Genomic DNA, 14627 nt, shown 5'->3' with positions numbered 1-14627 from the left:
CGGATCAGGAATGCTCCTCCTTCGCCGTGGCCGCCAGCGCACGATTGAAGGCGCGGAGCGCGTCGATGTGGAGGATCACGCCGACGATGTCGGGCGTCTCGGCCTTGTCTTCCGCGCGGACCACGACGAGGAAGTCCGCTCCCGACGTCTCGAAGAGCGGCATCGCCGCCTCGAGCGTGTCGCCGGGGGAGACGAACAGACCTTCGTTCAGGGCCCGCCGGACCCGGTCTTCGGACGGGGCCTTGGCGTGTTCGGGCGATTTCATCACCGCCGACACCTTGAACATCGCCAGCAGGTAGCGTTGCGGTCCGTCGGCGAGATGGATGTCGCGCCGTTCGAGCTGCGTCAGAAAGAACGACCGGGAGACGAGACGCCCCGACAACGCGGAGGCGACGGAGACGGCCGTCATCACCGCGATCCCCGTCTGCCAGTCACCCGTCATTTCGAACACGATGAGCGTGGTCGAGATCGGCGCGCCCAGCACCGCGCCCGCCACCGCCCCCATCCCCGCGAGTGCGTAAAGCGTCTCCGATCCGGAGATATCGGGAAGGAAGGCCGTGGCCATGCCTCCGAAGGCGAGTCCGGTCAGCGCGCCGACCATCAGCGCGGGCGAGAAGATGCCGCCGCCCATGCGTCCGCCCATGGTAATGCTCGTGGCGGCGACCTTCACGACGGTGAAGATGATCGCATCGGCAAGCGTGAGGTGCCCGGACAGCGCGGCCGAGGTCGTCTCGTAGCCGACGCCGATGATATGGGGAAAGAAGATGGCCGTGATACCGAGCATTAGCCCCGCGACGGCCGGGCGCAGCATCGGCGGCAACCCCAGCCGGGCCTGCCAGCGCGTCGCCACGTCCTCGGCCACGAAGACCGAGCGCATCAGCGCGACCGCGACGAACGCGGCGACGATCCCGAGCAGCAGGAACGCCGGAAGCTCGAGGTAGAAGGCGAGCGCTCCCTCCTGCGGAAGCGCGAACTCCGTCCGGTCTCCGAAATGGATGCGGCTGATGACCGCGCCGGAGACGGCGGCGATGGTGATCGGCGCGAAGGCATGGACGGCGAAGTGCCGCAGCACGACCTCCATCGCGAAGAGCGCCCCGGCGAGCGGCGCGTTGAAGCTCGTCGCGACGCCCGCGGCCACCGCACAGCCGAGGAGGTCGCGTCCCGTGATCCCGTCGGCGTTCAAGCGGTTCGACACCCAGCCCGCGATCATGCCGACCATGTGGACGACCGGCCCCTCCCGCCCCGAGGAGCCGCCCGCCGACAATGTGATGAGCGAGGCCGCGACCGAGGCAAGGCCCGCACGCCGCTCCACCCGGCCCTCCTTCATCGCGGAGGCCTGGATCACCTCGGCCGGGCCCCGGACCCGCGCGTCCGGCGTGAAGCGCGTCAGCAGCCAGCCGACGATCAGCCCGCCGATCGCCGGCAGGATCAGAACGCGGAACCACGGCATCGTCCGCGCGAAGCTGTGCAGGCGGCGGGGATCGTCGGTGCCGTACAGGTGCGTTTGCAGCCACTCGATCGACAGCATGAACGCGACCGCGGCGTAGCCCGATGCGATGCCGACGACGAGGGCGATGAACCAGAACTGGACCTTGGAAGGCCCCTGCTGACGGATCATCCGCCAGGAGCGGCGCAGCGTGGCGAGGGTCGTGCCCGCCGGCCGGGACGGATTCGCCTTGCGGGAGGGCGCGTCGGTCAATCCTTCTCCTTCTCACGCCCCTCGCGCGGGCACGGCGCCGAAGGGGAGGATCGATGATCCCGAACGACACGCTCGACGAATTGCCATGAATGCTAGGCGAACGGCTATCGACGGGGAAGAGCGATCTCCGCCTGCACGGGGCCGGAATCCGACAACCCGAGATGCCCCCGACGCCGTCGCCTACCGATCCCGGCGCCGATGTCCCGCTCGGCGGCATCACCTCCATTTGCGCGTCGGTGACCACGGTCGTCCGTTGCGGCGTGATGCGCGACCGGATCGGGGTGCGCGAGGGGCGATCGGCGGGTGATCCCTCGCTGTCCAGATGGGCCTCGAGGCGCGGATTTGATATGCGGGCGTTGCCGCCATCCGCATCCTGAACGCGGCAGACGATGCAGGCCGACCTGAGGCACACCTTCTCCTGACATCCCACGGTACCGGGGACCGGCGTTTCTGCGGAAGCCGCGTGATTCGAGGGATCGCCGCAAACCGGGGCGGGCGCGATTGTCGCTGGGCCGCGCAGCTGAAGAACCACACGCCCCTTCAGCCGATGCGGCACCGCACCTGCGAGCCGGTCGGGCAGGTCGATCCTGGGTAATGCGGGCGACCGCAACGACTACGCAATCCTGATGGTGAACCGGGGCGGAGATCGCGGAAGCGAAGCGGCTTTCGAACGCGATGGTCGCGCCTGCGCGGCGGACCTCCGGCGCGCGAGCGCGGGTCGGTCTCGGCGAGCGGCACCGGACGGCGGTGGAGCATGGGCAGGCGCGGGTCGTGATGGGTGCGGTCGAGCGCGCCCTGGACCCGCCGGGGCTGACGAACCCGGCGCGCCCGAGGAGGGCGCGCCGTTGGTTTCAGCGATGGGGGAGCCGCCCGAGGCGCGGCGGGATCAGATCTGCTCGACCGTCACCTTGTCTCCGTAGAACGCGAGATGTCCCTCGATCGCCTTGGCATCCGCGTTCTCGACGTTCTCGTAGGTCCAGGCCACGTCGGGGATGCGGGCCGACTGGCCGACGAAGGCGTAGTAGTTCGCCGTTCCCTTGAACGGGCATTCGGTTTCCGTCCCGGTCCGTTCCAGAAGCGCCATGGCGACGTCGGCCCGGGGGAAATAGATGACCGGCGCGCGGTCGCCCTCGCGGAGCGCCAGGGCGTTGCGGCTTTCCACGAGGATGCCGTCTTCCGTCCGGACGGTCCAGTTGCCGGTCGCCGGTGTCACGTCGATCTTGGTCATTCGCGATGTCTCCTCACGTTTCGCGCGGACCCTATCCTGCGTACCGGATGCTGGAAAGCCTCAGAGCGGCGCGCACATCGCCGCGAGCCAGGCCCGGGGTCCGGCGTCGAGACGCGGCCCGATCCGACAAAGGACCTCGGCGTGGTAGCCGTCGATCCAGGCGCGCTCGTCGGACGAGAGGAGCGGGGAGAGGACGAGGCGGCGGTCGATGGGCACGAAGGTCAGCGTCTCGAAGGCCCGCATCGCCCGCGCGTCGCCGCCGTCGGGACGCTCGGCCGCCACGACCGTGACGAGGTTCTCGATCCGGATGCCGTATTCGCCCGCACGGTAGTAGCCCGGCTCGTTCGACAGGATCATGCCCGGCTCGAGCGGGACGTGGCTCGCCCGGCTGATCCGCGCCGGGCCTTCGTGGACGCCGAGATAGACGCCGACGCCGTGTCCGGTGCCGTGGTCGTAGTCCCGGTGCTCGGCCCAGAGCGGCGCGCGGGCGAGGGCGTCGAGATTGGCCCCGGTCACGCCTTTCGGGACGCGTACGCGGCTGACGGCGATCATGCCTTGCAGGACGCGGGTGAAGGCATGGGCGACCGCCTTGGGTGGCCGGCCGAGGGGGATCGTCCGGGTCACGTCGGTCGTGCCGTCCTCGTACTGTCCGCCGGAATCGACAAGGAGAACATTGTCGGTGTCGAGGACCCGGTTCGTCTCTTCGTTGACGCGGTAGTGGACGATGGCGCCGTTCGGGCCGGATCCCGCGATCGTGTCGAAACTGATGTCGCGCAGCGCATCCGTATCGCGGCGGAAACGCTCCAGCGCGCGGACCACGTCGATCTCCGTCGTCCCGGGCGCGCGCTCCGTGTCGAGCCAGTGCAGGAACCGGACCATCGCCGCCCCGTCGCGCAGATGCGCCTCCCGCGTGGCCGCGATCTCGGCGTCCGTCTTGCGGGCCTTCGGGAGCGCGACCGGGTCATCCATTTCCAGCGGTTCGCGCAGGGTCGCGTGCATCGCCACGGTGCAGGCGGCGGGGTCGAAGCCGGTCGGGCCGGCGAGGGACTCGAGCAGCGGGATCAGGTCGTCCAGCGGCACGACGCGGACCTCGCTGCCGAGGTGGTCGGCCACCGGTCCGGTCTTGGCGGGATCGCAGATCAGGTCGACCGATCCGTCGGCATGGATCACCGCGAAGGCCTGCGCGACGGGCATGCGCGCGATGTCGCCGCCACGGATGTTGAGGAGCCAGGCAATCGCGTCGGGTTGGTTGGTCACGAACTGCTGCGCGCTTGCCGCCTCGATCGCCGTACCGATCTGCGCGCGCTTCTCCGCGGCCGTGCGCCCCGCCAGTGCGTCGGGATAGGGCCGCATCGGCGCTGCGGGGGCGGCGGGACGATCCTCCCAGATCCTGTCGACGCCGTTCGCCACCGGCACCATCTCCACCCCGTCGAGTTCGCGCAGCTTCGCGATTTCGCGAACGGGGTGGAGCATCGGGTCGAAGCCCACGCGTCCCCCCTCCGGCAGCGCGTCGGGAAGCCAGTCGGCCAGTCCGGTCGCGGGCCAGTCCACGGTTTCGAACGTGTCGGGGTCGGTCTGCGCGGCGACCTGCACGGTGTAGCGTCCGTCGGTGAAGATCGCGGCGCGGTCGGCAAGGATCGCCGCGAAGCCCGCCGACCCCGTGAACCCCGTGATCCAGGCCAGCCGCTCGTCGCGAGGCGCGACGTACTCGCCTTGCCAGGCATCGGTACGGGGGACGAGAAAGGCATCCAGCCGCTCCTCCGCCATCCACGCGCGGAGCCGCGCCACACGCGGCGGAGCGGCATCGGGGCGGGCGGTGACGTCGAAACTCTGGAACATGGGCGGTCTCCTTCGCGCCCGGCATAGTCGCAGGCCGGAACAGGCGAAAGCCCGCGGGGCACGATGATCCGGGGAGCGCGCGGGGACCGTGCGACTACGGCGCATCGAGGGATGCGCAAAACCGCACCATTCGGGGACGGTCGGCAACGGTGACCCGCCGTCATTCGATCATGGATCACAGGGATCCACCGCTCGGGGTGGAGCGAGGACCGGCCCCTCGCGCGCCCCGGAGTATTGACGCCAGGAAGAAGGCGTCAGGAGGCCCGGCGCATCCCCATGACGCGGGCACGGGCCCGCGGATCGGCGTCGAAGAGGGCGGCGAGTTGCTCGGTCATGGCACCGGCGAGTTGATCCACGTCGGTGATGGTGACCGCGCGGTCGTAATACCGGGTGACGTCGTGCCCGATCCCGATGGCCAAAAGCTCTACCGCGCGGCGTTTCTCGATCATCGCGATCACGTCGCGCAGGTGTTTCTCCAGATAGTTCGCCGGGTTCACCGAAAGCGTGGAATCGTCGACCGGTGCGCCATCGGAGATCACCATCAGGATCTTGCGCGCCTCGTGCCGCGCGACCGCGCGGCGATGCGCCCATTCAAGCGCCTCGCCGTCGATGTTCTCCTTCAGCAGGCCCTCTTTCATCATCAGGCCGAGATTGGGTCGCACCCGCCGCCAGGGCGCGTCGGCGGACTTGTAGACGATATGGCGCAGGTCGTTCAGACGCCCCGGCGCGGCGGGACGACCGGCCTTCAGCCATTCCTCGCGCGCGGTTCCGCCTTTCCACGCGCGGGTCGTGAAGCCCAGGATCTCCACCTTCACGCCGCAGCGCTCCAGCGTCCGGGCCAGCACGTCGGCGCAGATCGCCGCGATGGAGATGGGCCTCCCACGCATGGAGCCGGAATTGTCGAGAAGCAGCGTCACGCAGGTGTCGCGGAACTCGGTGTCGCGCTCCATCTTGAAGCTGAGCGGCGTGGTCGGGTTGGCGACGACGCGGGCGAGGCGTCCGGCATCGAGAATGCCTTCCTCCAGATCGAACTCCCAGGAGCGGTTCTGCTGCGCCTGCAGCCGCCGTTGCAGCTTGTTGGCGAGCCGGGAGACCGCGCCCTTGAGCGGTTCGAGCTGCTGGTCGAGATAGGCGCGAAGGCGCTCGAGCTCGGCCACCTCGGCCAGCTCCCCGGCCATGACGATCTCGTCGTTCCGGTCGGAGAAAACGGTGTAGTTCGGATCGGCGTCGGAGACGGGTGGCGGCGGGGGCGGCTCGGCCGACTCGTCGGCCTCGGGCATCTCCGCTTCCTCGCCGGCCTCCTGGTCGGCCATGTCGTCCATCGACACCTCGGCCTGGCTCGGATCGTCCTGCTGGTCCTGGCTCTGCTCGGGCGAGGCGTCGGCCTCGTCCTCCTCCTCTTCGTTGCCGGTGGAATCGGGTTCCTCCTCCTCGGCCTGGCCGTCCTCCTCCTCGTTCTCGTCCTCCTGGTCGGGGTCGTCGCCGAGCTGATCGCCATAGCCCAGATCCTCGATCAGCTGCCGGGCGAGGCGGGCGAAGGCGCGCTGGTCGGCCAGCACGTCCTGCAGGTTGTCGAGCCGGTCGCCGGTCTGCTCCTCGATATAGCCGCGCCAGAGCTCGAACGCGTTGTCCGCCCCTCGCGGCAGGTCGCGGCCGGTGGCCATCTGCCGGATCCAGTAGCCGGCCGCGGTGGCGAGCGGGATCTGCGCCTTGTCCGACACGTCGGCATAACCCTTGCGCGCCGCCTCCACGCCGATCTTGGCGTCGATGTTGCCGGCGGTGCCGGGCATGGCCCGCGCGCCCACCGCTTCGCAACGTGCCGTCTCCATCGCGTCGTAAAGGTCGCGCGCCATGTTGCCCTGCGGCATGTAGCGGGCGTTCACACCGGCGTCGTGATGGCGGTGGCGGAGCGCGAAGGCGTCCGCCGTGCCGCGCGCGAGCAGCACCTCGTCCCGCGTCATCCGCCGACTCACCTGCGGCAGGCGGATGCTGTCGCCGGTCCGCCCCGGCGGATCGACCGAGAAGGTGACGGACAGTTCGGAATCGTCCGCCATAGTCTTGGTGGCTTCGGCCAGCGCCTTCTTGAACGGATCGGCGGGATTGTCGGTTGGCTTGCTCATACCGGCTAGATTGCGCCCGTGGGGTCGAAAGGCAAGGCGTCGCACGGCGCGAGGGTTGCGCGAACGCCCGGAAGGCGGCCTTATCCCGGGCGTGATGCGACGTTCGATCCGACCATGATCCGTATTCTCGGCTATGCGCTTCTCGTGGTGGGCGTTCTCGGCGTCACACTCTGGTTCGCGCGCGACTTGCCGCCGCCGGACCGCGTGCGCTTCGCCGCAGGGGTGGAGGGCAACGGGTACTGGCGCATCGCCGAGCGATATCGTGACATTCTGGCCCGGGACGGCATCACGCTCGACCTCGTGGCCACGGCCGGATCGGTCGAGAACGCCGAATTGCTGGCGCGGGGCGCGGTCGACGCGGCGCTTCTGCAGGGCGGGATCGAGCCGGACGCCACCGTCGAGACGCTGGGCGCGGTCTTCACGGAGCCGCTTCTCGTCTTCGCGCGCGTGAATCCGTCAGGCGGGGATGCGGCCGGCGCATCGGTCGCGGATCGGCCCGTCCCGATCCCCCGCAACGTGGCGGAATGGGCCGGGTTGCGCATCGCGGCGGGCGGGGAGGGGTCGGGAACGCGCGCGGCGGTGCGCGGTCTCCTCGCGGCGGCGGGCGTGCCGGAGGCGGACAACGCGCTGCTTCCGCTCGGGGGCGCGGACGCCGCGCGGGCGCTCGCGGCGGGGGAGGCGGACGTGGCCGTCTTCGTCGCTCCGCTCTCCGCGCCCTATCTCCAGCCCATCCTCGCCGATCCGGGCGTGACGCTTCTGCCGCTGGCGCATGTCGCGGCCTTGTCGCGGCGGATGGAGCAGGCGCGGATCGTCGATGTCCCCTCGGGCACCTTCTCGCTCGATCCGCCCCTGCCGGCCGAGGATCTGCGCCTGCTTGGCCTTGTCGCGCGCATCGTGGCGTTGCCCGGTCTGCATCCGGCCGCGGTGGATCGCATCGTGGAGGCCGCGATCCGCCTCCACGGGCCGGGCGACGTGCTGACCCCGGCGGGCACCTATCCGTCGATGGACGAGACGGCGCTGCCACAGGACAGCTATGCGCGCGACCTTCTCGCCGACGGGCCGTCCGTGTTCGCCGACATCCTGCCCTACTGGATCGTCGCACAGATCAACCGCTTCGCGATCCTGCTCCTGCCGATCGTGTTTCTGCTCCTGCCGCTGCTCCGCGCGTTGCCGGGTCTCTACGCATTCCGCGTCCGCTCCCGGGTGTTCCGGCACTACGCCCGGATCCGTCGGATCGAGGCGGAGGCGGCGCGGGCGACGGACGCCGCACAGCTCGAGGATCTGCGGACGGAGCTGCGCGAGATCGACGGCGAGATCGCGCGACTCAAGCTCCCGCTGGCCTATCGCGATTACGCCTACAACGCGCGGCTCCATATCGACCTGCTCCTGAACCGGATCGCCACGCGCGGCTGATCCTGGCGTCGCGCTTTGTACACGGGGGCCGAGCCGATCGCACAGGTCGCGGGAACGGATCGGGGGCCAGCGTCGTTCAGATTGTACCGCATCGTACCGGCGTCACGCGGGAGGACATTCCGCAAAGATCTTGGCGCGACGCTGTGAACAGGATTTGGATCAGGAGTACCCGACATGTCCAATACTATGGGAATCAGCCGGCTCGCCCTTATCGCCATGCTGGCAACAGGCCCGGCGGCCGTCTACGCGCAGGACACGACCGCGACGCCTCCCGCGGAGGACAGCACCGACATGGAGCCGGCCACCGAAGGCACGATGGACGATACCACGACCGAGACCGTCCCCGTCGAGATCGAGGGCACGACCGAGACGGGCGAGACGGCCGAGATGGAGGAGCCCGCGCAGCCTGTCGAGGGGCAGATCGTCATGCAGGGCGAGAACACCGCCCTCGCCAGCGACCTGATGGGAAGCCCCGTCCATTCGATGGACGGCGAGTCCATCGGTGACATCAGCGACATGATCGTGAACCTCGACGGCACCGTCGAGGGTGTGGTGATCGGCGTGGGCGGCTTCCTCGGCCTTGGTGAGAAGGCCGTGGCGATCGAGATGGGGCAGCTTGAAGTGATGACGGACGAGAACGGCGAGACCCGCCTGCAGACCGCTGCCACGCGCGAGGATCTCGAAGCCGCCCCTGAATTCGTCAGCATGGAAGACCAGGAAGCCGCGGCGAACCAGCCGGCGGCCGACACGATGGGCACGACCGGTACCGGCGGGATGGCTCCGGCAGACAGCACCGGAATGGCGCCTGCGGGCGATGCCGGAATGGCCCCGGCCGGCGATGCCGCAACGGAAGAAACGACGGAACCCGCCGGAAATTGATCGTTCGCGGCAGGATGCGAAGGGCGGCCCTCGGGCCGCCTTTTTTTTGGCTGTCCGCAAACTAAATCGGCTTGCCCCGTCGAACTACGGAAGGGTCTGTCTCAGGGGGCGTCGCGGCGTTCCCTGGTGAAACCGCGGCTGCCTGCGACCGGCCACCTGTGTCCGGAGCGAGGAGCGACATGCCCGTTCGACATCGTCTTCGTACCGCATCTCGCCCGTGTCGTTCGCGAGGATCACACGCGGAGCGATCGGGCCTGCCGAACACTTAGACAGGGGGACGTCGCGTCGGCGACGGCATGCGGATCGGGTCCAATTCGCATCCCGGTCCTTCCGAAGCGACGGCCTGAACGGCCGGTCTCGTTGAACCGGGCTGCAACCGTCCGGTCCATAAGGTCAGAGCCGAAACGCGTTTCCACTCGCCACTGGCTTCCGCAAGCGTTTCCAGCGCACGTCCAGCCTCGCACGACGCGTCCATCGAAACGGTTCGGTCATGCGAGCCGTGCAGAATCTGTTCCTGCACCCGAGCTACGCGAACTGTCGAAGGCGGATCAGCCGAGCGACAGGCTTGCGGCACTCTCGGGCAATTCCTCGTCGAAGCAGCGCTGGTAGAACTCCGCGACCGTCTGCCGCTCCAGCTCGTCGCACTTGTTCAGGAACGTCAGCCGGAACGCATAGCCGATGTCACGGAAGATCTCCGCGTTCTGAGCCCAGGCCAGCACCGTGCGCGGCGACATGAGGGTGGACAGGTCGCCGTTCATGAAGGCGGTCCGGGTCAGGTCGGCGACGGTGACCATGCGCGACACGGTCTGGCGGCCCTTCTCGTTGTTGTAATGCGGGTTCTTCGCCAGCACGATCATCGTCTCCGCGTCGTGGCTGAGGTAGTTCAGCGTCGCCACCATCGACCAGCGGTCCATCTGCGCCTGGTTGATCTGCTGCGTGCCGTGGTAGAGGCCCGTCGTATCGCCGAGGCCCACCGTGTTCGCCGTCGCGAAAAGGCGGAAGGACGGGTGCGGCGTGATGATCTCGTTCTGGTCCATCAGCGTCAGCTTGCCGTCATGCTCCAAGACGCGCTGGATCACGAACATCACGTCGGCGCGACCGGCATCGTACTCGTCGAACACGATCGCCACCGGGTTGCGCAACGCCCAGGGAAGGATCCCCTCGTGGAACTCGGTCACCTGCACCCCGTCGCGCAACCGGATCGCGTCCTTGCCGATCAGGTCGATGCGGGAGATGTGGCTGTCGAGGTTGACGCGCACGCAGGGCCAGTTGAGCCGGGCGGCGACTTGTTCGATATGGGTGGACTTGCCAGTGCCGTGGTAGCCCTGGATCATTACCCGGCGGTTCCAGCCGAAACCCGCGAGGATGGCGAGCGTGGTGTCGGGGTCGAACTTGTAGGTCGTGTCGATCGCCGGCGTGCGCTCTCCCGGATCCTCGAACCCCTTGATCGTCATGTCCGAGTCTATCCCGAACGCCTCCCGGACGGAGACGTCCCGGGTCGGCTTCAACTTCATCTCCAGACCGCCATCCGCCATCTCGTTACTCTCCTTGCAGCCGCGTGTTCGGATGCAACATAAGGGAGGGGACCGCAAGGGAAAGGCGGGGGTGGCTCCTGCCGGTCTCCGAGGTCGCTCGGAGGGATTCTTGGCTACATTGGATGAGATCGAGCGCTGGCTCGCCAGCGCGGCGATCGGGGACAGTGACGCGTTCGGCCGGCTCTACGACGCAACGTCGGCGAAACTGTTCGGGATCGCGCTGCGTGTCCTCGGTGATCGCGGAGAGGCCGAAGACGCCGTGCAGGACATATACGTCAAGATCTGGAACAACGCCGACCGGTATCGGGTCAACGGTTTGTCGCCCATCACCTGGATGGCGACGGTCGCGCGCAATCACTGCATCGACATCCTGCGATCCCGCCGCCGTGAAAGCGGTCGCGTCGATATGCCCGCGGACGACACCCTGCGCGACGCCGCGCCGGGCCCTGAGGCGCATGCCGTGGCCAGGGGTCAGGCCAAGCGGGTTGCTCAATGCCTGGGCGAACTCGAGGCGCAGCGATCCGAGGCCGTTCGCGGTGCCTATCTGCTGGGCCAGACCTATGCGGAACTCGCCACGCGTTTCGACGTGCCGCTCAACACGATGCGGACCTGGCTTCGTCGAAGCCTGATCACGCTGCGGGAGTGTATCTCCCGATGATCGACGCGCCCGACCGCCCTCCCGAACGTCCCAACGATGATGACGTCGCCCTCGTCGGCGAATACGTGCTGGGCCTTCTGGATCGCGACGATGCCGCAGCACTTGAGCGGCGGCTCTCGCAGGAGCCGCGGCTCCGGGCGCTGCACGCGGAATGGGCGGCCGACCTCGCGACGCTTCTCGGAACCGAGGAGAAGGTGCCGCCCGCGCGGCTGAAACGGCAGATCGAGGCGCGCCTGTTCCCGCACGAATCCCGGCGCGGCTGGGCGGGGTGGGGCGCAATCGTCGGCGTGCCCGTCGCGGCCCTCGCTGCGGCGTTCTTCCTGTTGCAGCCGGCCGATCCCTTCGATCCGACTCTCCATGTCGACCTCGCGGCCCCGCAGGCGGGACTGCTCGTCGCCGCCGGGGCGGATGAGGATACGCTGCGCATCATCCTGCAGGAGGGTGCCGCCGCGCCGGGCAGGTCCCTCGAGCTCTGGCTGATCGCGGGCGATGCGGATCCCGTCTCGCTCGGACTCGTGCCCGAAAGCGGGCAGATCGATATCCCGCGCCCCGAGGGTCTGGACGTGGGCGTGGTCTTCGCGGTCTCCGACGAACCCGAGGGCGGCTCGCCCACCGGACAGCCGACCGGCGAGATATTGGCGGCCGAGCCGCTTTTCGAGATATGAATCGTTTCCGCCGCGACGTGTGAAACTTTGCGGCGGAGAATCCCGTGACTGTGAGCAACCGAGGCGAGGACGCCCGGCCCCACGATCCCAACGGGAGAGACCGAAATGAACTACATCGCACTTGCCGCCACCGCGGCGCTGACCCTGTCCGGCGCCGCCTTCGCCCAGGACACGACGACCGAGAACCCGATGGTGGGCGGCGCGCCGATGATGGCCGACATGAACATCGTCGAGAACGCTGCGAACTCCGCCGATCACACCACGCTCGTGGCCGCCGTGCAGGCCGCCGGTCTGGTCGAGACGCTGTCGGGCGAAGGTCCGTTCACCGTCTTCGCACCGACGAACGACGCCTTCGACATGATCTCCGACGAGACGCTCGAGCAGCTGATGATGCCCGAGAACAAGGCGCAACTCGCGCAAATCCTTTCCTGCCACGTCGTGGCGGCCGATGCCGACGCCATGGCGATCCGCGGCATGATCGACGACGACGGCGGCACGCATCCGGTCCCGACCGTCGGCGGCTGCACCCTGCAGGCGACCTACGAAGGCGATGAGATCATGCTAACCGACGAGAATGGCCGCACCGCCACGGTCACCATCGCCAACGTGCAGCAATCGAACGGCGTCATCCACGTGATCGACCGCGTTCTCCTGCCGCAGCAGTGATTTCGCGCTGCATCTGCCCTGTCCGCCAGACGGGCTGACGGGCCGCCGATCCGCCCCCATGGGATCGGACGCCCGAAACGAACGCCTCCGGTCCCAATGGTGGGCCGGGGGTGTTTCGCGTCGACGCGTGGTATGGTCACGTGCATGAAGCGCATCGTCATCCTTTGCGACGGCACCTGGAACGTCGCCGAACATCCGCATCCGACCAATGTGGTCCGTCTCGCGCAAGCGGTCGCGCCGCAGGGCGACGACGGGCAGGCGCAGGTTCCGATCTATGTCGAGGGCGTCGGTTCAGGGCGGCGCGGCGTGACGTGGCTTGCCCGGACGAGCGATCGCGTGCTGGGCGGGTTGCTCGGCCTGGGGCTTCTCGACAATGTCGTCGAGGCCTATCGCCATCTCGTCTTCCTTTACGAGCCGGGCGACGCAATCCATGTCTTCGGCTTCTCGCGCGGGGCCTTCACCGCGCGGTCGCTCGTCGGATTCATCCGCTTCACCGGTCTTCTGAGCCGGGACGCTCTGACCCGTCTTCCCGAGGCCGTCGCCCGCTACACCGGACGGCGGCACGGGAGCGCGTCACGCGGCCAGATGCGCAACGCCGAATGGCGCGCCCTCCATTCGCCCTGGATCATGACCGATCCGACGGATGCCTCCGTTTACGCGAAGTTCGGAGCGGATCAGGCGATCCCATTCGACATCGCCTATCTCGGGGTCTGGGATACGGTGGGCGCGCTGGGCATTCCGGGCGTGTTGACCCCCGGAACGGTGATCCATCGGCGCTACGCGTTCCACAACACCACGCTCGGCCCCATGGTGCGGGCCGCCCGGCACGCCGTCGCCATCGACGAACGCCGGCGGCCATTCCGTCCGACCCTGTGGGACAATCTCGACGAGTTGAATGCGGATCGCGAGGGGCGGCCCTACCGGCAGGAATACTTTCCCGGCGACCACGGCGCCGTCGGCGGGGGCGGCGCGATCAGGGATCAGAGCGCGGTCGCGCTCGACTGGATCATCGACGGGGCGGAGGATGCGGGCCTTGGGTTCGATCCGCTGGTGCGAAGCAGGATCGCGGCGGAGGGTGATCCGCTCGGCCGCCTTGTCAGCTCCGATCCGCCGAGGGGCGGCCTGTTCGCGCAGGTCCTGCGCCGGTTCGGGCGTCCGCGCGATCCGGTCGGTTTCTGGGAGGAAGTGAGCGAGGCCGCGCGTCACCGCTGGGCGCACGATCCGGAGGGGGCGTCGCCCTACCGTCCCGCGCCCCTTGATCCGCGCGTGGCGGAACTCAGGGCCTGGAAGGCCGAACGGGACGAACGCGTCATTTGAAGTTACGACTGTCCTTGAGCTGGTCCCAGGCCCAGACGACCTCGGCGAGCTGCTCCTCCTGGCTGCGGTCGCCGCCGTTCATGTCGGGATGCAGCACCTTGATGAGGCCCTTGTAGGCCTTGCGGATCGAGGCCTTGTCCCAATCGTCCTTGGCCTCGAGGATTTCGAGCGCCTTGCGCTCGGTGGGCGGCAGCTTGCGCCCGACCACGCCGCGGCCGGGATTGCGCGTGGCGTTGCCGCCGAGGACCTGATGCGCATCCTCGATCCCGAGGCGCGCCCAGGCGCGTTCCTCGACCGACTTGCGGAAGGGACGGGTCTGCGCGTCCTTTTCGGATTGCCGCTGGAGCTCGGCCTCGGTCGCGCCGTCGAAAAAGGACCACTTCGCGTTGTACTCGCGCACGTGATCCCTGCAGAACCAGTAGTAGTCGTCCGTGGAATCCCGGCTCTTGGGCGCGCGGAACTTTCCCATCTCCTCGCAGCCCTCGTGATCGCACACGCGGGTGGAGGTCTCGACCGCGCCCGACATGCCCCGCCGTCCGCGCGGGTTGCGCTTCTTCGCGGTGGAGACGCGCATGTCGAAGTTGAACGGGTTACTTTTGGTCATCTGC

12 protein-coding genes are annotated in these 14627 nt (G+C 68.5%); 6 read left to right on the top strand and 6 right to left on the bottom strand.

Translation table 11 applies throughout. From position 1 onward, the window contains the following. Positions 1-4 precede the first annotated feature (4 nt). The 4 genes from Q1B08_RS08195 to cobT form a co-directional block, all read right to left on the bottom strand. Positions 5-1618, bottom strand: coding sequence for a chloride channel protein (locus tag Q1B08_RS08195; RefSeq protein WP_299817354.1), 1614 nt, complete (start codon positions 1616-1618; stop codon positions 5-7). 967 nt (positions 1619-2585) lie between these two features. Next, positions 2586-2927: a DUF427 domain-containing protein gene (locus Q1B08_RS08190; RefSeq protein ID WP_299817012.1), complete on the bottom strand. Its 342-nt coding sequence runs from the start codon at positions 2925-2927 to the stop codon at positions 2586-2588. A 60-nt stretch (positions 2928-2987) separates the two neighbouring features. After that, positions 2988-4766, bottom strand: a complete 1779-nt coding sequence (locus tag Q1B08_RS08185) for an aminopeptidase P family protein (protein WP_299817010.1) — start codon at positions 4764-4766, stop codon at positions 2988-2990. A 254-nt stretch (positions 4767-5020) separates the two neighbouring features. Further along, entirely contained in the window at positions 5021-6886 is a 1866-nt protein-coding gene (cobT, locus tag Q1B08_RS08180; RefSeq protein ID WP_299817008.1) for a cobaltochelatase subunit CobT, read from the bottom strand. A gap of 114 nt (positions 6887-7000) precedes the next feature. Here cobT and Q1B08_RS08175 point away from each other — a divergent pair, with 114 nt between their 5' ends. Together Q1B08_RS08175 and Q1B08_RS08170 are read left to right on the top strand one after the other, a co-directional pair. After that, positions 7001-8299, top strand: a complete 1299-nt coding sequence (locus Q1B08_RS08175; protein ID WP_299817006.1) for a TAXI family TRAP transporter solute-binding subunit — start codon at positions 7001-7003, stop codon at positions 8297-8299. Positions 8300-8473: 174 nt separating this feature from the next. Beyond that, positions 8474-9178, top strand: coding sequence for a PRC-barrel domain-containing protein (locus tag Q1B08_RS08170; RefSeq protein ID WP_299817004.1), 705 nt, complete (start codon positions 8474-8476; stop codon positions 9176-9178). A gap of 548 nt (positions 9179-9726) precedes the next feature. Here Q1B08_RS08170 and cobS read toward each other — a convergent pair. Continuing rightward, entirely contained in the window at positions 9727-10713 is a 987-nt protein-coding gene (cobS, locus tag Q1B08_RS08165) for a cobaltochelatase subunit CobS (RefSeq protein ID WP_299817002.1), read from the bottom strand. Positions 10714-10822: 109 nt separating this feature from the next. Here cobS and Q1B08_RS08160 point away from each other — a divergent pair, with 109 nt between their 5' ends. The 4 genes from Q1B08_RS08160 to Q1B08_RS08145 all read left to right on the top strand — a co-directional run bounded on the left by Q1B08_RS08160 (position 10823) and on the right by Q1B08_RS08145 (position 14019). Beyond that, entirely contained in the window at positions 10823-11371 is a 549-nt protein-coding gene (locus Q1B08_RS08160; RefSeq protein WP_299817000.1) for a sigma-70 family RNA polymerase sigma factor, read from the top strand. Continuing rightward, complete coding sequence (locus Q1B08_RS08155; RefSeq protein WP_299816998.1) at positions 11368-12036, top strand: anti-sigma factor; 669 nt, start codon at positions 11368-11370, stop codon at positions 12034-12036. The genes Q1B08_RS08160 and Q1B08_RS08155 overlap by 4 nt, the downstream gene beginning before the upstream one ends. A 105-nt stretch (positions 12037-12141) precedes the next feature. After that, entirely contained in the window at positions 12142-12702 is a 561-nt protein-coding gene (locus Q1B08_RS08150) for a fasciclin domain-containing protein (RefSeq protein ID WP_299816996.1), read from the top strand. Positions 12703-12846: 144 nt separating this feature from the next. Beyond that, positions 12847-14019 (top strand): DUF2235 domain-containing protein, encoded by a 1173-nt coding sequence (locus Q1B08_RS08145; protein WP_299816994.1) that lies wholly within the window; start codon positions 12847-12849, stop codon positions 14017-14019. Here the strand turns inward: Q1B08_RS08145 and Q1B08_RS08140 are convergent. Next, the gene (locus Q1B08_RS08140) at positions 14012-14623 is read right to left on the bottom strand and encodes a J domain-containing protein (RefSeq protein WP_299816992.1); all 612 of its coding nucleotides are present in this window, start codon (positions 14621-14623) and stop codon (positions 14012-14014) included. The two genes, Q1B08_RS08145 and Q1B08_RS08140, sit on opposite strands and share 8 nt — an antisense overlap. Positions 14624-14627: the final 4 nt, after the last annotated feature.

Source organism: uncultured Jannaschia sp. (genome assembly GCF_947494025.1).
In the GTDB taxonomy this organism is placed as follows: Bacteria; Pseudomonadota; Alphaproteobacteria; order Rhodobacterales; family Rhodobacteraceae; genus Jannaschia.
This window is presented reverse-complemented; position numbering and strand designations above follow the sequence as displayed.

Bases quoted from the DNA above. Each gene is read 5' to 3' on its own strand.
- Q1B08_RS08195 (WP_299817354.1), bottom strand. From the start codon at position 1,618: ATGATCCGTCAGCAGGGGCCTTCCAAGGTCCAGTTCTGGTTCATCGCC.
- Q1B08_RS08190 (WP_299817012.1), bottom strand. From the start codon at position 2,927: ATGACCAAGATCGACGTGACACCGGCGACCGGCAACTGGACCGTCCGG.
- Q1B08_RS08185 (WP_299817010.1), bottom strand. From the start codon at position 4,766: ATGTTCCAGAGTTTCGACGTCACCGCCCGCCCCGATGCCGCTCCGCCG.
- cobT (WP_299817008.1), bottom strand. From the start codon at position 6,886: ATGAGCAAGCCAACCGACAATCCCGCCGATCCGTTCAAGAAGGCGCTG.
- Q1B08_RS08175 (WP_299817006.1), top strand. From the start codon at position 7,001: ATGATCCGTATTCTCGGCTATGCGCTTCTCGTGGTGGGCGTTCTCGGC.
- Q1B08_RS08170 (WP_299817004.1), top strand. From the start codon at position 8,474: ATGTCCAATACTATGGGAATCAGCCGGCTCGCCCTTATCGCCATGCTG.
- cobS (WP_299817002.1), bottom strand. From the start codon at position 10,713: ATGGCGGATGGCGGTCTGGAGATGAAGTTGAAGCCGACCCGGGACGTC.
- Q1B08_RS08155 (WP_299816998.1), top strand. From the start codon at position 11,368: ATGATCGACGCGCCCGACCGCCCTCCCGAACGTCCCAACGATGATGAC.
- Q1B08_RS08150 (WP_299816996.1), top strand. From the start codon at position 12,142: ATGAACTACATCGCACTTGCCGCCACCGCGGCGCTGACCCTGTCCGGC.
- Q1B08_RS08145 (WP_299816994.1), top strand. From the start codon at position 12,847: ATGAAGCGCATCGTCATCCTTTGCGACGGCACCTGGAACGTCGCCGAA.
- Q1B08_RS08140 (WP_299816992.1), bottom strand. From the start codon at position 14,623: ATGACCAAAAGTAACCCGTTCAACTTCGACATGCGCGTCTCCACCGCG.